This is a genomic window from Streptomyces sp. NPDC002092 (genome assembly GCF_053593775.1).
Genome location: NZ_JBSFDG010000008.1, coordinates 415,799 through 437,033 on the forward strand (window position 1 = coordinate 415,799; position 21,235 = coordinate 437,033).

19 protein-coding genes are annotated in these 21,235 nt (G+C 69.4%); 7 read left to right on the forward strand and 12 right to left on the reverse strand.

Features of this window, described 5'->3' with window-relative positions:
* Positions 1–11: 11 nt before the first annotated feature.
* The 7 genes from ACWCRD_RS21250 to ACWCRD_RS21280 all read right to left on the reverse strand — a co-directional run bounded on the left by ACWCRD_RS21250 (position 12) and on the right by ACWCRD_RS21280 (position 6,002).
* Complete coding sequence (locus ACWCRD_RS21250; protein ID WP_450967340.1) at positions 12–1,361, reverse strand: EsaB/YukD family protein; 1,350 nt, start codon at positions 1,359–1,361, stop codon at positions 12–14.
* A 13-nt stretch (positions 1,362–1,374) separates the two neighbouring features.
* Positions 1,375–1,668, reverse strand: a complete 294-nt coding sequence (locus ACWCRD_RS21255; protein ID WP_450967341.1) for a hypothetical protein — start codon at positions 1,666–1,668, stop codon at positions 1,375–1,377.
* Positions 1,669–1,733: 65 nt separating this feature from the next.
* Positions 1,734–2,384 (reverse strand): hypothetical protein, encoded by a 651-nt coding sequence (locus ACWCRD_RS21260; RefSeq protein WP_450967342.1) that lies wholly within the window; start codon positions 2,382–2,384, stop codon positions 1,734–1,736.
* A 9-nt stretch (positions 2,385–2,393) separates the two neighbouring features.
* Complete coding sequence (locus ACWCRD_RS21265; RefSeq protein WP_450967343.1) at positions 2,394–4,832, reverse strand: hypothetical protein; 2,439 nt, start codon at positions 4,830–4,832, stop codon at positions 2,394–2,396.
* A gap of 2 nt (positions 4,833–4,834) precedes the next feature.
* The gene (locus ACWCRD_RS21270) at positions 4,835–5,233 is read right to left on the reverse strand and encodes a DUF6507 family protein (protein WP_450967344.1); all 399 of its coding nucleotides are present in this window, start codon (positions 5,231–5,233) and stop codon (positions 4,835–4,837) included.
* A 60-nt stretch (positions 5,234–5,293) separates the two neighbouring features.
* Complete coding sequence (locus ACWCRD_RS21275; protein WP_450967345.1) at positions 5,294–5,605, reverse strand: pore-forming ESAT-6 family protein; 312 nt, start codon at positions 5,603–5,605, stop codon at positions 5,294–5,296.
* Between the two features lie 64 nt (positions 5,606–5,669).
* Positions 5,670–6,002 carry a hypothetical protein gene (locus ACWCRD_RS21280; RefSeq protein ID WP_390692257.1) on the reverse strand — a complete coding sequence of 111 codons (333 nt, stop codon included), beginning with the start codon at positions 6,000–6,002 and terminating at the stop codon, positions 5,670–5,672.
* A gap of 431 nt (positions 6,003–6,433) precedes the next feature.
* Here ACWCRD_RS21280 and ACWCRD_RS21285 point away from each other — a divergent pair, with 431 nt between their 5' ends.
* Complete coding sequence (locus ACWCRD_RS21285) at positions 6,434–7,468, forward strand: sulfotransferase (protein WP_450967346.1); 1,035 nt, start codon at positions 6,434–6,436, stop codon at positions 7,466–7,468.
* Positions 7,469–7,498: 30 nt separating this feature from the next.
* Here the strand turns inward: ACWCRD_RS21285 and ACWCRD_RS21290 are convergent, their stop codons facing one another.
* Both ACWCRD_RS21290 and ACWCRD_RS21295 read right to left on the reverse strand, forming a co-directional pair.
* Complete coding sequence (locus ACWCRD_RS21290) at positions 7,499–10,117, reverse strand: LamG-like jellyroll fold domain-containing protein (RefSeq protein WP_450967347.1); 2,619 nt, start codon at positions 10,115–10,117, stop codon at positions 7,499–7,501.
* A gap of 303 nt (positions 10,118–10,420) precedes the next feature.
* Positions 10,421–11,917 carry an arabinofuranosidase catalytic domain-containing protein gene (locus ACWCRD_RS21295; RefSeq protein WP_450967348.1) on the reverse strand — a complete coding sequence of 499 codons (1,497 nt, stop codon included), beginning with the start codon at positions 11,915–11,917 and terminating at the stop codon, positions 10,421–10,423.
* A 566-nt stretch (positions 11,918–12,483) separates the two neighbouring features.
* Between ACWCRD_RS21295 and ACWCRD_RS21300 the strand changes: the two genes are divergently transcribed.
* Entirely contained in the window at positions 12,484–13,491 is a 1,008-nt protein-coding gene (locus ACWCRD_RS21300) for a LacI family DNA-binding transcriptional regulator (protein ID WP_450967381.1), read from the forward strand.
* A gap of 202 nt (positions 13,492–13,693) precedes the next feature.
* On the opposite strand, the gene ACWCRD_RS21305 is transcribed toward ACWCRD_RS21300, so the two are convergent.
* Together ACWCRD_RS21305 and ACWCRD_RS21310 are read right to left on the reverse strand one after the other, a co-directional pair.
* Entirely contained in the window at positions 13,694–14,050 is a 357-nt protein-coding gene (locus ACWCRD_RS21305; RefSeq protein ID WP_450967349.1) for a MazG-like family protein, read from the reverse strand.
* A gap of 22 nt (positions 14,051–14,072) precedes the next feature.
* Positions 14,073–14,639, reverse strand: coding sequence for a DoxX family membrane protein (locus ACWCRD_RS21310; protein ID WP_450967350.1), 567 nt, complete (start codon positions 14,637–14,639; stop codon positions 14,073–14,075).
* A 162-nt stretch (positions 14,640–14,801) separates the two neighbouring features.
* On the opposite strand from ACWCRD_RS21310, the gene ACWCRD_RS21315 reads away from it, so the two are divergent.
* From ACWCRD_RS21315 to ACWCRD_RS21325, 3 genes are all read left to right on the forward strand, one after another.
* A complete protein-coding gene (locus tag ACWCRD_RS21315) occupies positions 14,802–15,128 on the forward strand; it encodes a nuclear transport factor 2 family protein (protein ID WP_450967351.1) in 327 nt (108 codons plus the stop codon).
* A 67-nt stretch (positions 15,129–15,195) separates the two neighbouring features.
* Entirely contained in the window at positions 15,196–16,176 is a 981-nt protein-coding gene (locus ACWCRD_RS21320; protein ID WP_450967352.1) for an aldo/keto reductase, read from the forward strand.
* A 166-nt stretch (positions 16,177–16,342) separates the two neighbouring features.
* Positions 16,343–17,491, forward strand: coding sequence for a D-alanyl-D-alanine carboxypeptidase family protein (locus tag ACWCRD_RS21325; RefSeq protein ID WP_450967353.1), 1,149 nt, complete (start codon positions 16,343–16,345; stop codon positions 17,489–17,491).
* 247 nt (positions 17,492–17,738) lie between these two features.
* Here ACWCRD_RS21325 and ACWCRD_RS21330 read toward each other — a convergent pair whose 3' ends face one another.
* Positions 17,739–18,524 carry an SDR family oxidoreductase gene (locus ACWCRD_RS21330; RefSeq protein ID WP_450967354.1) on the reverse strand — a complete coding sequence of 262 codons (786 nt, stop codon included), beginning with the start codon at positions 18,522–18,524 and terminating at the stop codon, positions 17,739–17,741.
* 143 nt (positions 18,525–18,667) lie between these two features.
* On the opposite strand from ACWCRD_RS21330, the gene ACWCRD_RS21335 reads away from it, so the two are divergent.
* Both ACWCRD_RS21335 and ACWCRD_RS21340 read left to right on the forward strand, forming a co-directional pair.
* The gene (locus tag ACWCRD_RS21335) at positions 18,668–19,981 is read left to right on the forward strand and encodes a multidrug effflux MFS transporter (RefSeq protein WP_450967355.1); all 1,314 of its coding nucleotides are present in this window, start codon (positions 18,668–18,670) and stop codon (positions 19,979–19,981) included.
* A complete protein-coding gene (locus tag ACWCRD_RS21340) occupies positions 19,933–21,120 on the forward strand; it encodes a serine hydrolase domain-containing protein (protein WP_450967356.1) in 1,188 nt (395 codons plus the stop codon). Before ACWCRD_RS21335 ends, ACWCRD_RS21340 begins: the two co-directional genes overlap by 49 nt.
* Positions 21,121–21,235: the final 115 nt, after the last annotated feature.

The window sequence follows — 21,235 nt, forward strand, 5'->3', positions numbered from 1 at the left end:
CCGCCTCACGCTCACGCGAAGGTGCCGAGCAGCCGCCCGTACACCCCGAAGGCGCCGATCACCAGCGGGAACAGCGCGATCACTCCGACGGACTCGAGCGCGTCGCCGAACCGGCGCAGCCGCACCCGTACATGCTCGGGTGGCTGCACCACGAGCACGGCCAGCGGCACGACCGCCAGCACCACCAGCGCCGCGAGCGGCCCGACCGCACCAGAGTGGTCCAGCCACACCCAGGCCAGCCGAACCGCCACCACCGCGGCCGCCACGAGCAGCGCGACGACCTCAGGGACCAGCGGATACGCTCGCGCCCGCAACGCGAGCACCAGCGTGACGGCCAGCGCGAGCAGCACCGTCCACACCGTGGTCGTACGCAGTACGAGCGTTCCGCCGGTGGCCGCGGACACGGCCGTCACGATCGTCGCGAGCGCGAGCCCGCGGTGCGTGGCCGCGAGCGCTGTCGACACCTGATAGCGGCTCACCGATGTGCCACTCGACCGCCGGTCGTCGAGCCCTGAAAGCCCGGACGCCATCAACGCGAAACGAGGCAGCAGTCCCAGTACGACCACCGACACGACTGCCAGCAATGCACCGGCCCGCCCAGCCGACTGGAAGGCGAGCGCGCCCTCCCAGCACAACCCGCCTGCAACGAGCGCAGCTGCCCCGAAGACCCCGCCGCGTCCCAGCGGCGAGCACCATCCGAGCAGCAGCAGCGAGACCGCCACCACTCCGGCGACATCGGCCAGCCGCACCGCGCCGGACCAGCCCTGGGCATCGGCCAGACTCCACGCCCCGAACACACCCAGGGCGCCACAGGCGACGACGAGTGTGCCGGCGAGCCCGCGCAGTCCGGCCCGGCCGAATGCTGAACCCGCGGCTGCGGCAAGCGCGGCGATGACGAGGAGGACGGCGCCCACGATCTGGGCGGCGAACGCCTGGCGTGCGAGGAAGGAGGCGGCCAGCGCCCACCCGACCGTCGCACTTCCGGCGACGATGCGTCGCGCGGCGGGCCGCCACCGCCAAGCCCGTACGTCGAGATCGTCGGCGGCCTCATCGGTCACGTCGTGGACGACGGGAGCGGACGGCGCGTCTTCGACGCGCACGAGCCGCAACACCGCACCGTCGGCCACAGCCGCCGACTCCAAGGTGGCGTCCGGGTCCAGGATGCTGCCGTCGCCCGCCACCAGATGACGTGTTTGCGGCCGCGTACCCACCCGATCGTCCAGGAGCCGCATCACCTCGGGAAGCAGCCGCCCGATCGGCTCCTGCGACGGCAGTACAAGATCAACTCGTCGTCGCTCACCCACCAGAGTGACCCGGCTCAACGCCAGCCCCGCACGGCTCGATGCCCCCGTAGATATCACGCGTTCGAACTTATCACCGGCCGGAAGGCGCACCGGTGGGTGTTTCGGCGGACGGTGAGGACGGTGCCGTAGTCGAGGTCCCATACGGACTCGAGGCCTTGCCCAGAACGCGATGCGAAACGAACGACCATCCCACACACCCAGCACACAACACCGCAGCGATCACCACACCCGCAAACACCTTGCCCAGCCGCTCGTCCACGGTCCGGCGCTGGCGCTGGCCGCCGAACAGCACAGCATCGCGCAGGCGCCGACGCCGGACCGAGACCGACTCAAGAAGCTGGCTGTCGTAGTCCTGGGCTGACATGAGTTAATTCCTCGTTGTTCCATGAGGTGCACGGACCCTGAGTACGCCCCAAGCACTCCGTCTGATCATCGAAGCCAGAAGGTCAGGTCGGGGCCCAAGCCGCTCTCATCCGCATCCGGCTCAGCGAGCCCGTCAACGGTGGCCGTTCCGAAGTGCGTCGGTTCTCCGGGCTCGGGGGCCGTGCCGAGTAGGGCTGTGAGGTCTTTGAGTGCCGCAGTGAGCCGTGGAGCGTTGTTCTGGTAAATCTCGGGGTGTGGTCGCCCTGTGAAGTCGTACCGGCCCCAAATGTCGTGATGCACGGACAGCTCAGCCGAGAGACCCGTAGGCGCGGTGGAGACGGACAGGTCGACGAGTCGGTACTCACTCCGGGCCTGTCCTCCCTCGTCAATCCATGTTCCCGTACCGAGGACGTTGAAGTCGGTGATGTCGGCGGCAGGGTGGGCGGCGGGGCGGCTGCCTCGTACCCGTTCAGCGAGACCCGGATCCCCCAGTAGTGGTTTGGTGAGCTCAAGGGTGGTCGTGATGCCGGTGGTCCCAGCGCCCATGATGTTCCAGGTGTACTCAAGCTGGACCGGGGTGAGAAGTTCGTATCGGGTCAGCACGTCACTCATTCGAGCTGCGAGCGAGAGGGCCGGCTCCAGGCCTGGTTCGTCGAAGTCGTAGAGATCCCAGAACCACGAACCGCGCGCCCGTGGTGCACGCATCAAAGTCGACATAGCATTTCCTTACGGGAACGTGGAGCCGTTCGGAGGCACAGTGATGGAGCCATCGGTGAAGCGAAGGAGGAATGTCGCGCCTGCGCTCTTCGCCCGAAATTCTGCCTCATTGAACATCCTGGGTGTCAGATCCCTCATTGACTGGTGAACGTCCAGGATTGCAATGCGGTGGCTCATCCCCTCATGGTTCAGCTGCTTTGCCGCCTTCACGGCAGCGCTCTTGATGCCCTGGATGTTGGTGACGTCCTTTAGTTGGTAGCCGTAGTCGACGGAGCCGTCGGCATGACGGGTGTAGACATCGAGATCGAACGTCTGCGTGTCGAGTTCCACGCCGACACGCCCGACACCGTGCTCCTGTAGATCAGTGGCGAGTCTCATGGCCATGTACGAGGCCGGAACCATACCCTTCGGATCTGCCTTGGTCGGTCCCTGCTTGCACATCTCCAGCAGCTTCCTGTATCCCTCGATGTCGCGGAGATGCCCCCGCGAGATCATCTCGGCGACGCCTGCCCCGTACGGGTCTTTACGCAGAGCACGAAGCACCTTCTGTTGGTCCGGCTCGGGCATCTTTGCGCGGGAAAGCTCATCGAGGACTCCGGCTTCTTGAGTCGGCTCCATATGGCCTGTGTGGGCCTGTGCGAGGTCGTCCACGTTCTTGGTGTACTTGGCCGGGTCGATGTCGGGAGGTCCGTCCGAGGCTCCGCCATGCGCCTGACCCTCGCTTGGTGCACCCGGACTGTCGTGTCCTGGCGCATGACCGTGCGCCGCGTCCGCCTGATGCCCGTCGGATGCGTCGGCGTGCTCGGTCGAGCCGCGATCGGTTGTGGAACCCTGATTGCCCTCACCGTGTCCCGCTCCTGCGGAACCATTCCCTCGAGCCCCGCCATCGTTCCTCAGCCGCTCGGCAGAACCTGCCTCAGTAGGCCTTCCGGAACCGCCTTCGCCTGAAACCGCATGGCTGCCGCCGTTCTTGCCTTCCTGCCCTGGTTCCTGCCCGCCAGGGCGAGAGGAGCCAGTGCCGTGTTCAGCCCGTGCGTCGGCCCCGACCAGCTCACGCGAGTGACTCTCCCGGGCTGAACCCAACTCGTTACGGTCGCTGGAAGTGAGCTCGTGGGCCGCCTCCTCCGCGTGCTGGCGCACTCTGCCATCCGCACCGAGAACGTGACCGTCTTCGGTGAGATAGACCGGGTTGCCCTTGGCATCGACGTACTCGATGGCGCTGTCCGGCACGGAAACCGGGCGTTCCCCGAGGGGTACCGGGTGTTCGGCAGGCGTGTACCTGTCGCCGACGTTCGCCATGTCCAGGTACGTGCCGGTGTGGAGGTTCTTCAGCGTGCTGAAGGTGTCGCCGACCTTGACGAAGGCGAACTTGCCCACTTTGCCGATGTACGTCATCGGGTCGATGGCCCGGCCGACCTTGCCGACCACCGACAGGGTGCGGGCCGCAGCGCCGGCCTTGCCCGCGCCGCTTGCCGCGCTGCCGACGCCCTCGGTGCCGGCCACGGTCAGGACGTTGAAGCCGAACGCGCCGGCCGCGCGGGCCGGGTTGGTCTTCCACTGGTCGTAGGCGAGGAAGCCTTTCACCGCCTGGGTGTGGACCTTGCGGGAATCGCGCAGCCACGAGGGCAGTTGGTCGTCCGGGATCAGCCACCAGGTGCCCAGCGTCGCACTGGTGAGGGAGGTGGCGGTGCCCAGCTTGGCGAGGTTCTTCCACGCCTCGCCGGCCGCGCCCCAGCCGTCCGAGCCGAACAGGGTGCCCAGGCCGTGGACGGTGCCGATGACACCGTCGTGCCACACGCCGTCCCACACCTGCCCGGTCTGGTGGACCAGCCAGGACCAGCCCTCGTACTCCCGCTCGACCGGCGCTCCCCAGGGGGTTTCCTTGGCGTGGTCGAGGTCGTCGGCGTTGAAACCGTATGTGTTCTTGCCGTGGGAGCCGTCGTCTGCGGTCAGGCCGGCTCCGCCGATCAAAGCCATGATCTTGTTGTAGGCGGTGCGTTCGGCGGCCTGGAAGGCGGCGACCGTGTGGTTGACGTCGTGCCACAGGTCGTTGTTGTGGTCGACCTTGTCCTGGTCCTTGCGCCAGTCGTCGTCCCCGGTCACCGAGTTCACGAACACGGTCGCGTCGGCCTTGAGGGCGTCCAACTTCTGTACCAGCGGCTGGACTTCGAAACTGTATTCCGACAGGGCCGTGGCGACCTTCTCCAGGTCGTCGGCGAACGCGTCCGACTTCTGCTTCACCGGCAGCGTGGTGGCGAACAGCTGCTCCGCCTCCGGCGCCGAATAAAACGCGGCCAGGCCCTGGAACTCTGTGTGCACATCCGAGCCGGACGCCCGGAACTGGCCCGCGTCCGCGGTCAGCAGCATTACGTCGGTATCGAGCGTGGCCAGGTCGCCGATGAAGTGCGGGATCCCTGACGGGTCTATGAGCTTCGCCTCGTCGCCCACCCCTACTGGCCCTCCGTGCGACTGCCCGTCTCATCCTTGCCGGGCATGTCCACCTTCGGCTCCTTGGCCGCCGCCTGTTGCGCGTTCGCCGCCTGCTCCAGGGAGCCGGCCATGTAGTGGCGGGTGGCCTCGTCCGCTCCGTTCAGGGACTTCGACGTCCGCTTGGCGATGTAGAGAAGATCCCGGCTCCAGTGCTCCGCGAACTGGCCCAGTGCCGAACCGACCAGCCCGACCGTGCTGGTGTACGGCCCGTACTGACTGGTCAGCGTCCCCGCCGCGGACGCGGCTTCCTCAAGGCTGCCCTGCATCGCCGAGCCCGCGTCCGACATGTCCTTCGCCGCGGTCGCCGTCTTGGACAGCACGCTGTACACCCCGGCCGGATGGATGTCCCACCCCGTCACGACATTCCCCCTCGTCCCCGTACCTGCCGGGCATCTGCCCGCCGTGCGCCTGCCGCTGTGTCAGCCGATGCTGTCGACGGCCGCCTTGGCCTTGGCCAGGGTCGACTGCGCGGTGCCGTCGTTCTGCTCCAGCGTCGAGCGGACCAGCCGGATGATCTCGCGGACCTCGCTGGCCGCACGGTGCCAGCGGACCTCCTTGCCGTGGTACTCGTCGGCGACGCCGTCCGCGGTGAAGTCGGCCATCGCGGCCTTGACCGCGCGGTCGCGGTCGGTCAGCACGCGCTCCAGCTGGCCGATGACGCCGGCGAGGCTGCCCTGGACCTCGGCGGAGGCGCCGGTGTCGTAGGAGCGCCGGTCCTGGTTCTGAGCCATGATCGAGTGTCCCCCTGAAGTTTGGTGACGGATAAGGCGACTTGACGGCTGTCGGCTACGACGCTCAGCGTGCGCCGAAGCGGGCCGCGTCGAAGTTGGCGGCGCTCATGTTCTGTTGGGCGTTGTCGCCCAGCTCCACATCACCGGTACCGAACGCGGTGTCCATGCCGGACTGACCGCCCAGGATCGCGCCGAGCGAACTGTTCAGCTCGTTGGTGATCTCGTCGGCATGCGCCTTGAACGCGTCGAACGCGGCCTTGCCCGCCCCGTTGAACTTTCCCTCGAGCGGTTCCGCCGCCTGGATCAGCAGTCGGATCAGCGCGCCCAGGTCCTCGCTCGAGCCGACTGTGCTCTTGCCGAGCTCCGACAGGGTCGTGGACCCCATGTCGAACTTCATCAACCCACCCCCGTAAGTGTGTTGTGTGTCATTGCTGCATGACCGTGGCGACGTGATCGTGTGTCACGCCCGCCTCACAGCTCGTCGAACATCCTCTCGTACCACACGTTGCAGGCGCAACGCAGAAGTGGCCGAAGTGGCGTGATCCAGTTCATGACGGGCCGTGAAAGAACGTTTGGGGTGCTGCTGCGCGGCCGAGCGGCTCTTATCCGCCTGGCGCGGAGGGTTCATCGAGCTGGGCAGCGTGAACCGGCAGTGGGGAGGGCGATCATGGGCGCGAGTCCATGTAGGCCTTGCGGCCTGCAATCTGCCGCTGAAGCCCTCGCAGGCACGCACCCCCCGCCCCGTAAAGTGGCGCCGTTACCGAGTCGGACGGCACGCGCACACGTGAACGGGCCCCCGAAAACCGGCGGACACCGCGAAAGGCGACCATGCGCTCCTTGACCTTCGTCATCGGTACCGGACGCAGCGGTTCGACCGCGCTGTCACGCATCCTCAACGCCCACCCGGACGTACTGAGCCTCAACGAGTTCATGGCCTCGGTGGGTGACGCGGCATTTCCCGAAGGGGAGTTGACCGGCGAGGAGTTCTGGCAGGCTCTCTTCCGGCCCGCCCCGCACTTCGCGCGGATGATCCGCAGTGGGCTGCCGTTGCCGGAGTTCCTCTACACGCGTCGGCCCGGGAGGTACACGGCGGAGACCGCCGGGATCCCGGCGCTCTCCCTCATGGTGTTGCCCCACCTCACGGACGACCCGGACGGGCTTCTCGACGAACTCGGTGCAACGGTGGTGCGTTGGCCCGAACGGGGCGCCGCCGAGCACCATCGGGCGCTGTTCGGCCTGCTGTGCGCGCGGTTCGGGCGGGCCGCCGTCGTGGAGCGGTCCGGATATTCGACCGGCTGGGCGCCGGGGCTGCGGGCCGCGTTTCCGGACGCGAGGTTCGTGCACATGTTCCGGGACGGACCGGACTGCGCCCTGTCCATGAGCCGCCATCCGGGATACCGCACGATCGCACTGCTGCGGGAGATCAAGGCACGGGCCGGCATCGACAGTCTGGGCGGCCTGACGCCCGAGCACGTGCGTGCGCTGCCCGCGGACCTGGCCCCGCTGCTCGACGAGCGCTTCGATCCCGCCCTCGTACGCGACCGGGACATGCCGCTGCGGACGTTCGGCGCGCTGTGGTCGGAGCTCGTCACCGAGGGCACGCGGTTCCTCGGTGAGTTGCCCGCCGACCAGCGCAGCACGCTCTCGTACGAGAACCTCCTGGACCGTACTGACGAAGAGCTGACCCGCCTTGCCGACTTCATCGGTGTCGCTGCCCTGCCCGAGTGGCTGCTCGCCGCGTCTGAACTGCTCGACCACAGCCGCCGCGGTTCTGCCCGACGGCTGTCGGCGGCCGAATTCGACGAACTCAGCGAGAGCTGCGCCCCAGGCACCCGCGTGCTGGAGGGGTGGCTGGGGCGCTGACCGGACTGCGCGTAGGACGTCTGCGCGCTATCAGGTCAGGGTGAGTTCCAGGACCGTCACGGAGAGCGCCGGCACGGTGCTGGTGAATCTCGCCGACGCGCCCTTGACCGTGCTGGTGCTGGGGACGAGGGCCTTGGGGTCGGTCAGGGTGTTGGTTGCGGTGCGGGAGGGGCCGGTCAGGACGGTGGCTGTGGCGTTTCTCCTGACGCCCTTCGCGAGACCCTTCAGTTCGACCGGCACATTCACCTTCTCCGTCCCGGAGTTGACCACCGCGAGGTACAGGCGGTTCCCGGCGCGGGTGGCGACGGTGGCGACGGCGGGCAGTGCGCGTGCGGTGGCCGGGAGCACCGTGTTGCCCAGCTTGCTCGTCAGCATGTGCTGGGCCCAGTAGCTGGGCGAGACGTAGCTGGTGAGGTTGTCGTAGGCGATCAGGTTGGTCGCCCACACGTTGTTCTTGACGTGGGAGAAGAGCGGGGCGTAGCACTCCATCAGGACCTGGTCCGAGTTGCGGATCAGACCGGCCAGCCATGCCGCGTCGCCGAGCGCGGCGTTGAGGTCGGGGGTGGGGCGGCCCTCCTGCGCGGCCCATTCCCCGACGAAGACCTTCGTCGAAGCGCGGTCCCGGTTGTCGTACTTGTGGGTGGCCGACTGGGCGGCGGACGGTGCGAGGTAGTAGTGCTCGTCGATCAGGTCCGGTGTGCGGCTCGTCACCGTCGTCGTGGCGATCAGCTTCAGGTGCGGGTACTTCGCCTTGATCGCGTCGTGGAAGGCCGTGAACCGGGCGTCGTAGGAGCCCGAGGAGTCGAACCAGTCCTCGTTGCCGATCTCCACGAACTCCAGCGGGAACGGCTTCGGATGGCCGTCGGCCGCGCGCTTGGCACCCCAGGTGCTGGTCACGGGGCCGGTGACGTACTCGATCTCGTCGAGGGCGTCCTGGATGTACGGCTTGAGGGCGTCGCCGGTGACGTGTTCGCCCTTCAGCGTGTAGCCGGCGAAGACGGCCAGCACCGGCTGGGCGTGCAGGTCCTCGACCCATTCCAGGTATTCGAGCAGACCGAGGCCGTCCGTGGACCAGTAGCCCCAGGCGTCGTCCATGTGGCCGGGGCGCTCCCAGACCGGGCCGATGGTGTTCTTCCAGTTGAAGCGGGTCGCGATCGTGTTGCCCTCCAGGAAGTTTCCGCCGGGGAAGCGCAGGAACTTCGGCTTCAGGGCGACCAGCTTCTCCATCAGGTCGATGCGCAGGCCGTTGGGGCGGTTGTTGTAGGTCGGCGGGAAGAGGGAGACGTGCTGGAGCCATAGGGTCTCGCCCGCGGCGGCGGGGTCGGCCGTGGTGACGGTCAGCCTCGCGTCGCCGGTCACGGGGGCGCCCGAGCCGGTGTGCAGGGTCAGTTCGAAGGGGCGGTCGCGGAACTCCGTACCGATGTGGGGCACACGAGCGGACGCGTACACGGTCGCGCCGTCCGCCGACTCGATGGCCACCGTGAGGGGACCGATTCGGCGCGATGCCTTGGCGAAGAGGCGGGCCGTGTAGGTGGTTCGGGGGCGCACGGGTATGCCCCAGAAACCGTCGTTGGCCACTCCGGCCCGGTTGCCGGCTCCGGTACCGCTCGGCAGTACGACCTTGAGGGAACGCGTGAGTACGTCGTTGAGGGGCGTGGTGGTGTCGAGCGCGAGGGTCGTGCCGCCGACGGCGGACCAGTGCACGGGCGCGGTGTCGCTGGCCATCATCGAGCGGTTCTGGACCAGTTCGGCGTAGATGCCGCCCTCGCCGGAGTGGTTGATGTCCTCGAACATCAGGCCGGGGAGGATGGGGGACACGGCGTGGGCGGGGTGTGCGACGTCCACGCTCAGCAGCGGGGTCGTGGTCTCCACCGGGACGCCGGCCAGCGTCGCGACCTGGTCGGAGGTGAGGGCGGTGGGGAACATCCACACGTCGTCGATCAGTCCGTGCCACTGGTCGACGTGTCCGCCGCCGTAGAGCGCCCGGCCGATCGCGGTGTCGCCGGTGCCGGCCCAGCCCGCGGTGTAGTCGGCCTGGCCCTCCAGTACACCGTTGACGTAGAGGCGGGTGACGCCCGCCGAGGGGTCGCTCACACCGACGAGGTGGGTCCAGGTGCCGGTGGTCGGGGCGGAGGCGGCGGCCGCCACGGCGGCGCCCTGGGTGGCGTCCGAGGCGAGCCGGGCGAAGGCGAAGGTGCCGGTGTCGTCGCGCAGTCCCAGGTAGAAGGCGCTGACGACCTGGCCGTCGATGCTCACGGCGGTCTGGTAGCCGCCCAGCTGGCTGAGGTTGACCCAGGCGGCAACCGTGAACGCCTTGGAGGTGTCGAGGGCGGGCCCGGAAGCGGTGGCGTTGCCGCCGGCCGCGAGGCTCAGGCTGTGGGCGCCGACCTTGCCGGTGTCCCAGCCGGCCGCGCCCTGGAGGGTCGCGGCGTGACCGTTGCCGGTGGCGTCGGCGGCGGCGGTGCCGGAGCCCTCGTCGAAGCTCCAGTGCGCGGCCGCGGCGGGGAGGTCCGAAGCGGTGGCGCCCGAGGCCGCGCCGAAGCGCTCGGCGGCCCGGGCCGGAGCGGCAGCGGCGAAGGTCCCGGCCAGCGAGGCCGCGCCGAGGGCTGTCAGAACGGTTCTGCGGGGGAGTCCGGCTTGTGCAGGCATGCGGGATTTCCTTTGCGAGACGGATTCATCGGGACGGGGACGACTGGGTGGGGGCGGGGCCCGGGAGCGGGGGATGGGCGGGAGGCCGGGTGAGGTGGGCCTCTTCCGCGGTGCGGTTTCGACCGCGTCCGGAGGCTCTGGACGTCCGGAGGCAGCTGGACGTGCGGAGGCAGCTGGACGTGCGGAGGCAGCTGGACGTGCGGGGCCAGTTGGACGTAAGGCCCCTCCGTCGATCGCGCCGCAGCACAGCCGACGGTCCGCCGCCGGGGAAGCCGGCGGACCATCGGCGAGCGGATCGTCGGGTCAGGGGGCGATGTCCCACTGCTGGCAGGCGTTGTCCAGCTGTGCCCACTGGCGGACGAGCGTGCCGTTCGCGGTGCCGCAGTTGGTCACGTCCAGCGTCATGCCGCTGTTGACGTTGCTGATCGTGTAGTGGCTGCCGGCCGGGGTGACGTCCCACTGCTGGCAGGTGTTGCCCAGCGACGACCAGAGCTGCGTCGCGGTGCCGTTGCCGATGCCGCAGTTCTTGTCGTCCAGGACCGTGCCGCTGTTGACGTTGGTGATCGTGTAGTGGCCGTTGCCCGCACTGGCGAACTTCCACTGCTGGCAGGTGTTGCCCAGGGAGGCCCACAGCTGCACTGCTGTGCCGTTCGCCGTCCCGCAGTTCTGGGCGTCCAGCACCTTGCCGCTGTTGGTGTTGGTCAGCCGGTAGGCGGTGCCGGTGACCGGGAAGGTCTGGGCGGCCTGGGTGTAGCCGACCGAGACGATGTTGGACTGCACGGCGTTGTCGGCCGCGTCGGTCGGGTAGCCCGCGGTCATGACGCCCTCGAAGAACGAGCCGTCGGACCAGTTGCTGTCGTCACCGCCGGTGCCCAGGACGATGGCGCCCTCCTTGGACATCGGGATGTAGCCGCCGGTGGTCGGCAGGCTGCCGTTGTAGTCGGTCTTGAGGGAGCCCGACTGGGCGTTGCCGTCCTTGATGGCGTAGGTGGTGGTGCCGTTGTTCTTCAGCAGGGCCGTGACGAAAGCGCTGGAGTTGCCCGTGTTGTTGCTGTTGGTGCCGTTGCCGCCGGCGAACAGGCCGTTCTCCAGGTCGCCCATCACCCAGGGGCCGGAGCCGGAGCAGGGCGAGAACCAGCACTCGGTGCCGAAGTTGACGGCGTCCATGTGGCCGTTGCCGGTGTCCTTGCTGTTGGTCTCCGCATTGCCGTAGTCGAAGCAGCAGTTGCCGTCGACGTGGTGGCCGCTGGTCACCATGTAGGTGCCCTCCGGCTGGCTGCCGGTGGCGACGCCGTTGGTGCTGTTGTCGCGGTAGCCGACGCCGGCCTGGACGGAGACGCCGTAGACCTTGTGACCGCCGGCCGTCACGGGCAGGGCGTTGGCGATGGCGCCGACGTCCTGCCCGCCGTTGCCGCCCGGACCCTCGATCGTGAGGTGGTTGCCCTTGCCGCTCTGGTCGAAGATCTCGGTGATGATGCACTCGGTGCCGGAGCAGAAGGAGTCCTGGGCCGCGGCGTTGGCGTAGCCGCCGGTGCTGAGCGTCCCGATGTTCGTCGTGGCGTTGTCGGAGAGGCGTTTGACCTGGTAAAGCGCTCCGCTGTACGAGGCGAGCAGGGCCCGCGTCGTGCTGTGCGCGGCGACACAGGGCGTGCCCGCGGCGGCGTAGACGTCACACGGGAGGGACGAGGCGGCCTGGGCCGTGCCCGCGGTGCCGAGGGTCGCGGCCAGGATGCCGGCGACGAGTGCGAGAACCGCACCCACCACCCTCAGCCGGAGAGCCGGCAGGTGTCTGACTGTCACTGTGAACCTCTTCCGTCTTGCGTTTTTCGCCGGCTCGGTGCCCCGGGGACGGGGAATTGTGGGCGCTAACAATCGAGGCTGTCGGAAGCCGCCGCTCAGTCCGAGCTGTCTGGGGGTGGGGGAGGGAGGCGGCCGGAGTGTGTGGTTCTCGCAGGTCAAAGAGGTGGTCCGGTCTCCACCGGGGCGTTGCGCACATGGCGTTCTCGGGCAGTGGGGTGATCGCCCGGTCTCGCGACTCCGCATTTTTACGCGGGATTAACAGACGGTCAATGCTGCCGAATGGTCAAGAAAAGGTAAACTGTAGGCGTGAACTCCCTGTGCCTCAGCCTGCGTTCTTGACTCGGGGGAGCGCTTCCTGGAGGTGAATCCGCTGATCACTGGGCTCTTGAGCCTCTGAAAGGCTCCGTTGGTCAGCCGAGCGCGAGTGTCGGGAACCTTGACCCCGCCAGATTGTGTGCGCTAACAATTCCACCGCAGCGGGGCGACCCCCACCCGGAGGAGCTGCCGATCGGAAACAATGGCAGCGATGAAGGAGGTCGATCGTCGACACGGAACGTGCACCGGTGATGGCGGACGTGGCCCGGCTCGCGGGCGTCTCTCACCAGACCGTCTCGCGGGTGCTCCACGACCACCCGAACGTACGGCCCGCCACCCGGGACCGGGTGCTCGCCGCGGTCCGCGAACTCGGCTACCGCCCCAACGCCGCCGCCCGCACCCTGGCCACCCGCCGCACCCGCACCCTGGGTGTGATCAGCTTCAACACCACGCTGTACGGCCCGGCCTGCATGCTCTACGGCATCGAACAGGCGGCCAGACAGTACGAGTACTTCGTCACCGTGGCCGCTGTCGGCGCTCTCGACCGGCGTTCGGTACTGGACGCCGTCGACCGGCTTCGGGGCCAGGGCGTGGAGGGCATCATCGTGATCGCGCCGCAGACCACCGCGGTCGCGGCACTGGCGAACGTACCGCCGGACGTGCCCCTGGTGGCGGTCGGCTGTGGCACCCACACCGAACTGGCCTCGGTCGCCGTGGACAACGAGGCGGGTGCCGAACTCGCCACCAGCTACCTGCTCGACCTCGGCCACCGCACGGTGCACCACCTGGTCGGGCCGCGTTCCTGGCTCGACGCGCAGGAGCGCGAGGCCGGATGGCGCAGGGCCCTGGAAAAGCGGGGCGCTGCGGTGACGGAACCGCTGGCCGGCGCCGACTGGACGGCTCGCACCGGATACGAGCTCGGCCGACGGGTCGCCGCCGACCCCGAGGTCACGGCGGTGTTCTGCGCCAACGACCACATGGCCCTCGGACTGCTGCGGGCCCTCCAGCAGGCGGGACGCAGAGTGCCCGAGGACATCAGCGTCGTCGGGTTCGACAACATGCCGGAGACCGAGTACTTCGGCCCCTCACTGACCAGCGTCCACCAGGATTTCGACGAACTCGGCCGACGTGCCGTGGGTGCACTGATCGAGATCGTCGGCGCCCCCGAGGCAGGGCTCCCGGCGGCCGCGGAGACACCTCACATCGTCATCCCGCCCACCCTCGTGGTGCGGACTTCGGCGACCCGACCCCGCCCCTGAACGAGGCAGTTGGTCACGTTCACGTCTCCGTTCTCCGCTCTCCGGAGAACGACCGACGGCAGTTCTGCCGGCGCCGGGGACGACCAGGGCGTCGCGGAAGCTGTGCGCCGTCGGATACGGCGTCAGTATCCGGACCACGGCCCGCGATACGCCAGACCGTCCGCCCGATTCCCGCGCCCGCCCGATTCCCGCGCCCGCGCGGCTACGCGGACGGCCCCAGGGAACGCGCGGTCACCTTCGCCAGATGCCGGGTGAACACCTCCCGGGTGTCCGGCGTCAGCGTCCGCAGGGCCACCAGAGCCGTGATGACGACATCGCAGAGCTCGCCCTGGACGTCCTCCCAGGTGTGGGTGATCCCCTTGCGCGGGTTCTGGCCGGTCGCGCCGATCACCGCCTCCGCCACCTCGCCGACCTCCTCCGACAGCTTGAGCATGCGCAGGAGCATGCCCTCCTGGCCGCCGTGCGCACGGTTCGCGTCGAGCCAGGTCCACAGATCGTCCACGGCTGCCCACACGTCGGGGGAGGTCGGGGTCTCGGGGGACAAGCGCTGATCAGTCATGGGCCCAGCCTGCCCGACCGGCTCACTCCCTGAACAGCGCCTCCTCCTCCGCGAACAGGGCCTCCTGCTCGTCCGTCTTCTTGTCCCGCAGCCGCTTGTTCCGCGCCCCCACGACCAGCGCGGTGGCCGCCGCCGTCACGCCGAGTGCCGTCGGCACCATCCAGCCGCGGTCGAAGACATGGCCGAGCGCGTGGTCGAGGGAGAGACGGCCGGGGCCGGCGACCGCGAGGCCGGTGGCGGCCAGGGCGAGGGTCGCCGCGTACTCGTAGCCGCCCTCCGCGTTGAAGAAGCCGCTCGGCGCGTGCACCGCGGACGCCCCGGCCATCGCGCCGGCCGCCGCCGCGCCCGCCGCCGGGGTCGCCAGGCCCAGCGCCAGCAGCGTGCCGCCGCCGGCCTCCGCGAGGCCCGCCGCCGTGGCGCTCGCCCTGCCGGGTGCGTAGCCGACCGACTCCATGAACTGGCCGGTCCCCTCGATGCCGTGTCCGCCGAACCAGCCGAACAGCTTCTGCGCGCCGTGCGCCGCCAGCACACCACCGGTACCCAGCCGGAGCAGCAGCAGGCCCAGATCACGCCGGTCGTAAGAGCTCATGATTTCTCCCGGGACAGACAACGGGGACAGACAACGGGTCCAGACGAACTGAACAGGAACGCTCCCCTCCGCGTGTCCACCGTCCCACTCCTCACACCTCCCGGACCCCTCCGCGCAGCCGTTCGGGTGGCGGGTCCCGGCGGGCGGTGTGACCCTGCTGGCATGACGATTCAGCCAGCCAAACTCAGCGACCCGGCCGTCCGCGCGTTCGTCACCGCCGTCAACGCCCACGACCGGGACGCCTTCCTGGCCCTCCTCACGGAGGACGCGACCATGGCGGACGACGGCTCCGACCGGGACCTCGCCGACTGGATCGACCGGGAGATCTTCGCCTCCAACGGTCACCTGGACGTCGACAACGAGTCCCAGGGCGGCCGCGCCCTCCTCGCCCACTACCGCAACGACGCCTGGGGCGAGATGCGCACCCGCTGGAACTTCACCATCGAGGACGACGGCCGGATCTCCCGCTTCGAGACCGGGCAGGCGTAAGTCACACGTACTACCCGCGTACCACCCCTTGCCTTTGTGCGTGCTCCAACTCCTACCGTTCTCGGTCATGGAGACGAACAGGACCCTCGGTCGCAGCGGCATCCGGGTAAGCGCTCTCGGTTTCGGCTGCTGGGCCATCGGAGGCGAGTGGCAGAACACGGAGGGGCAGCCGCTCGGGTGGGGCAAGGTCGACGACGACGAGTCCGTACGGGCGATCCGGCGCGCCCTCGACCTCGGCGTGACCTTCTTCGACACCGCGGACACCTACGGCACCGGACACAGCGAGCGCATCCTCGGCAGGGCGCTGGGCAAGCGCCGCGCCGACGTGGTCGTAGCCACCAAGTGGGGCAACGTCTTCGACGAGGAGACCCGCACCCTCATCGGCCGCGACGACTCCCCGGCGCACGCCCGCCGCGCGGTGGCCGCGTCGCTGAAGCGGCTGGACACCGACTACGTCGACCTCTACCAACTGCACATCTCCGACGCCGACCCCGAGCGGGCCGCCGAACTCCGGGACCTGTGCGAGGAGTTCGTACGGGAGGGGCTGATCCGCGCCTACGCCTGGAGCACCGACGACCCGGCCCGCGCCGCCGTGTTCGCCGAGGGGGAGCACTGCGCGGCCGTGCAGCACGCGGCCAACGTGCTGCAGGACGCCCCCGAAATGTTCGCGCTGTGCGAGGAGTCCGGGCTCGCGAGCATCAACCGCAGCCCGCTGGCCATGGGGCTGCTGGCGGGGAAGCGTCAAGGCGTCCTGGAGGCGGGCGACATCCGCAGCAAGCCGCCGGCCTGGCTGGAGGGCTTCAGCGAGGGCTGCGGAGCCGACTCGGACTGGGTCGCCCGTATCGACGCGCTGCGGGAGATCCTCACCAGCGGCGGCCGTACCCTCGCCCAGGGGGCTCTGGCCTGGCTGTGGGCGCGCAGTCCGCGCACCATCCCGATTCCCGGCTTCCGTTCGGTCGCGCAGGCCGAGCAGAACGCCGGCGCGATCGCGAAGGGGCCGCTCACCGACCGGCAACTGGCCGAGGTCGACCGGATTCTCGGACGGTGAGAAACCCTTTCCCCGGGTCTTTCCCCTTTGTGGTGGACCGAGTAAAGGATGTATCAGACCTCGGAAAGTAGGGTGCCAGGTCAGAATTACGTAAGACAGGCAATTCCTGTGCCGTGGACGGCGTACTGCCAGGAAACTGCTGTTGAGTGGGTGTTACCGTCCCGGGGTGCATGGTTCTTCTCCCCTCTCCCGGCGTGCCGCTCTCGGCCTTGCCGCAGCCGCCGTTCCGCTTGCCTCGGCGACTCCCGCATCCGCTGTCGGCACCGTCGTCGGCGGCGAGCGACTCGCCCGTAAGGGAATTCAGGTGAGCGGCGCCACAGGTCTGCCCGGGAAACTCACCGCAAGTGCCTGGATCATCGCCGACTGCGAGAGCGGAGAGGTGCTCGCCTCGTTCGCCGCGCACCGGCGCCTGCCGCCCGCGTCCACACTGAAGATGCTGTTCGCCGACACCGTCCTGAAGAAGTTCCAGCGCGGTCAGCGGTACAAGGTGACCGACGCCGACCTGGCCGACATCCCGGCCGGCTCCAGCCTGGTCGGGGTCAAGCCCGGGATCACGTACACCGTCGAGCAGCTGTGGCAGGGCGTCTTCCTGCGCTCCGGCAACGACGCCGTGCATGTGCTCGCCCATATGAACGGGGGAGTGGCCAAGACGGTCGCCGAGATGCAGGCCAAGGCCGAGGACCTGCAGGCCCTGGACACCCATGTGGTCAGCCCGGACGGCTTCGACCACAAGGGCCAGCTGTCCTCCGCCTACGACCTCACCCTCTTCGCCCGGCACGGACTGAAGAACCCCGACTTCCGCGAGTACTGCCACACCAGGATCGCCGACTTCCCGGCCGGCGGCCGGAAGACCTTCCAGATCCAGAACACCGACCGTCTGCTCACCGGCGCATGGGGCCTGAAGACGTACGACGGTCTTATCGGCGTCAAGAACGGTTACACCAGCCACGCGGGCAACACCTTCACCGGTGCCGCCACCCGCGGGGGCCGGACCCTGCTGGCCACCGTGATGCACCCCAAGAGCGGCTCCAACGCCGTCTACGAGGAGACGGCCGCACTGCTCGACTGGGGCTTCACGCACGGCGGTTCGGCCGAACCGGTGGGCACGCTGGTCGAGCCGCTCAGCGAGGGCGGGGCCAGGGTGACACCCACCCGCAAGACGGCCCAGGCGGCGGCCGGCGCCCCCGGCGCGGGGTCGGACGACCCCACGGCCTGGCGGCTGCTGGAGGGCGCGGGCGGCACGATCGCCCTGCTCGCGGGCGGCGTCTGGGCGCTGCGCAGACGCGGCAGGAGCGGCGGCAGACACGCCAACTGACGTATGTGGCAGCCGTTCCACCCACCGGTGCGTACCTCGCGGTCCCACGCGAGATCCACCCCCACCCGGTGCGGTGGAACGGCTGCCATCCCCCCTCGGCATGGACTGCCGGCCTACGGAACTTCACTCCCCCAAGTGTGAAGCTCTTGTGTAGGAGATTTGAGCATAGGTCCACAACCGGCCGCAATAGTGCGGACGCTCAAATTCCGGTTGTGCAAGTTGACGAGTTGAGTACCTGCCGGGGCGGTCAACCGCGGCCCACATACGGCATCGCGGTCGCCAGAACCGTCGCGAACTGCACGTTCGCCTCCAGCGGCAGCTCGGCCATGTGCCGCACCGTGCGCGCCACATCGGCGGCGTCCATCACCGGCTCGGGCGCGATCTCGCCGTTGGCCTGCAGCGCTCCGGTCTGCATCCGCGCGGTCATGTCGGTGGCCGCGTTGCCGATGTCGATCTGCCCGACCGCGATGTGGTACGGACGCCCGTCCAGCGAGAGCGACTTGGTGAGGCCGGTCAGCGCGTGCTTGGTCGCCGTGTAGGCGACGGAGTGCGGCCGAGGCGTATGGGCGGAGATCGAACCGTTGTTGATGATCCGCCCGCCCTGCGGGTCCTGCGCCTTCATCTGCCGGTACGCCGCCTGCGCGCACAGGAACGCCCCGTTGAGGTTGGTGTCCACCACATGCCGCCAGGCCTCGTACTCCAGCTCCTCGACCGGCACCCCGCCGGGACCGAACGTCCCCGCGTTGTTGAACAGCAGATCCACCCGCCCGAACCGCTCGACCACGGCGGCGAACAGTGCGGCCACGTCCTGCGGCCGTGAGACGTCGGTCCGTACGGCGAGACTGGCGCCGCCCGGCACCAGCGCCGCCGTCTCCTCCAGCGTCCCGGTGCGCCGTCCCGCCAGCGCCACCGACCAGCCCGCACGCAGCAGCTCCACGGCAACCGCCCGCCCGATGCCGGAGCCGGCACCGGTCACCACCGCGATCCTGGACCGCCCGCCGGTCCCCTGCTTCTCAGTCTCCATGGCATTCATGGGCCCGCAGCGTAGGCGAGGGTCCGGCATACGGGACGAGACCGTCCGCCATCCGGGTCCGGGCAGCCCGAGGGGCAAGTGACATTCGGCACTGTGTGCGAGCTGAGACCATAGGGACGTAGCACTCGGAGAGGGAGGGGCGCATGCCCGAGCAGGGGGCGTCGACACCGGACATGTCGACACCGCACACAGAGCAGGCGGCCGGACCGGCAGCGGAACCGGCCGCCGCCCGTACCGTTCCCCGTACCGGACTGCTCGTCACCCTGATCCTCGGCGGCCTCACCGCGACACCCCCGCTCGCGATGGACATGTACCTCCCCTCGCTCCCCGAGGTCACGAACTCCCTGCACGCCCCCGCGGCCACCGTCCAGCTCACGCTCACCGCCTGTCTGCTCGGGATGGCCCTGGGCCAGCTGGTGGCCGGCCCGATGAGCGACCGGTGGGGCCGCCGCCGGCCCCTGCTGATCGGCATGATCGCCTACGTCGTCTCGACCGTCCTGTGCGCCTTCGCACCGACCGTCGAGCTGCTGGTCGCGTTCCGGCTCGCACAGGGGCTGGCGGGCGCGGCGGGGATCGTGATCGCGCGCGCCGTGGTCCGCGACCTGTACGACGGCGTGGCGATGGCCCGCTTCTTCTCCACCCTCATGCTGATCGGCGGGGTCGCCCCGATCGTCGCGCCGCTGATCGGCGGGCAGATCCTGCGGGTGACGGACTGGCGGGGTGTGTTCGTGGTGCTCACGGCGGTGGGCACGGTGCTGACTGTCTTCGTCTGGACGAAACTGCCCGAGACCCTCCCCACTGCCGAGAGGCACGGCGGGGGAGTCGGCGAGGCCCTGCACTCGATGCGCCGTCTCCTCGCCGACCTGCCCTTCACCGGTTTCATGCTCACCGGCGGGTTCGCGTTCGCGGCGCTCTTCGCCTACATATCGGCCTCGCCGTACGTGATCCAGGAGATCTACGGCGCCTCCCCGCAGACGTTCAGCCTGCTCTTCGGCCTGAACTCGGTGGGCCTGGTGGCCGTGGGCCAGATCAACGGAAAACTGCTGGTCGGAAGGGTCCGTCTGGACCGGGCGCTGGGCGCGGGCCTGCTCGTCGTCATCGCCGCCGCGACCGCCCTTCTGCTCATGTCCACCGGAGTCCTCGGCACGGTCGGTCTGGCGCCCGTCGCCGCGGCCCTCTTCGTCCTGATGTCCGCGATGGGTGTGACCCTGCCCAACGCACAGGCCCTCGCCCTGATGCGCACCAAGCACGCGGCCGGGTCGGCGTCCGCGCTGCTCGGCACCTCCTCGTTCCTCATCGGCGCCGTCGCCTCCCCGCTGGTCGGGATCGCCGGAGAGCACACCGCCGTCCCGATGGCCGTCGTCCAACTGGCCGCGGCGCTGGTGGCACTGGCCTGCTTCGTGGGAATGTGCCGACCCCGGAGCGGGCGTACGAGCGTGGAAGGAGCGGGGAGCTGAGCGCACCGAGACTGCGCAGGGACAGCCCCGAGCGGGCCGGACTCGACCCCGGCGAACTCCGCCACCTCGTCCAGGAGGTCCACGACCTCACCACCGGGGACCATCCCTGGGCCGCGGGTGCCGTCGTCGTCGCCGGGCGCGGGCCGGTGATCGCCGTCGAGGAGGCGGCGGGCTGGGCCGTCAGGTACTCGGCCTACGACCCCGACACGGACCGTGGCGTCGAGCTGCCGCCCTCGGACCGCGTCCCGATGACCGTCGACACACCCGTCGACGTGGCCTCCCTCACCAAGCTGTTCACCGCGGTCGCCGCCGTGCAGCAGATCGAGCGGGGCACGCTCGGGATCGATGCGCGGGTCGGGGCCTATCTGCCCGAGTTCCGCGCGGCCGTCCGGCACGGCATCACTGTGCGGGAGCTGCTCACCCATACCTCCGGGCTGCGGCCCGAACTCCCGCTGTACGACTGTGCCGACGACGCGGAGCGGTTGGAGAGGCTGCGGGCGGAGGTGCCGATCGGGGTGCCCGGCACGTACACGTACTCCGACCTCAACTTTCTGCTGCTGCAGTTCGTTCTGGAGCGGGTTTCCGGGCGGACCCTGGACGCCCTGATCCATGACGGGATCACCCGTCCGCTGGGGATGCTGTCGACGGACTTCGGGCCCTGCCCCGGGGCGGCGGCGACGGAGGACCAGCGGCGGCCGTGGGCCAAGGCCGACCGGGGGATGGTGCGTGGTGTCGTCCACGACGAGAACGCGTGGGCGCTGGGCGGCATCGCGGGCCATGCGGGCCTCTTCTCGACGGGGCGTGACCTGGCGGTGTTCTGCCGCACGCTTCTCGCGGGCGGCTCCTACGGGCCCGCCCGCATCCTGGGCACGGACTTCGTGGAACTGCTGCTGACCCCGCCGGGGCTCGGGTTCGCCGTGGACCAGGCGTGGTTCATGGGGGAGCTGGCGGGGCGGGGGGCGGCTGGGCACACGGGGTTCACGGGGACGTCGGTGGTGCTGGATCCGGCGACGGACACGTTCTTGGTGCTGCTGGCGAATGCGGTGCATCCGCGGCGGCGGGGTCCCGACAGCCGCCCCCGCGCGGCAGCGGCGACCCACCTGGCGCGGGCGGTGTACCGCAGCCCGTCCAGGGCCTGATCTCTCGCCCCCGCCGCCCCTACCCATTCCCGTCCCGTACCTGGGGGCTGCCGCCCCCAGACCCCCGCTTTCGGCCTGAACGGCCTCGTCCTCAAACGCCGGACGGGCTGAAAGA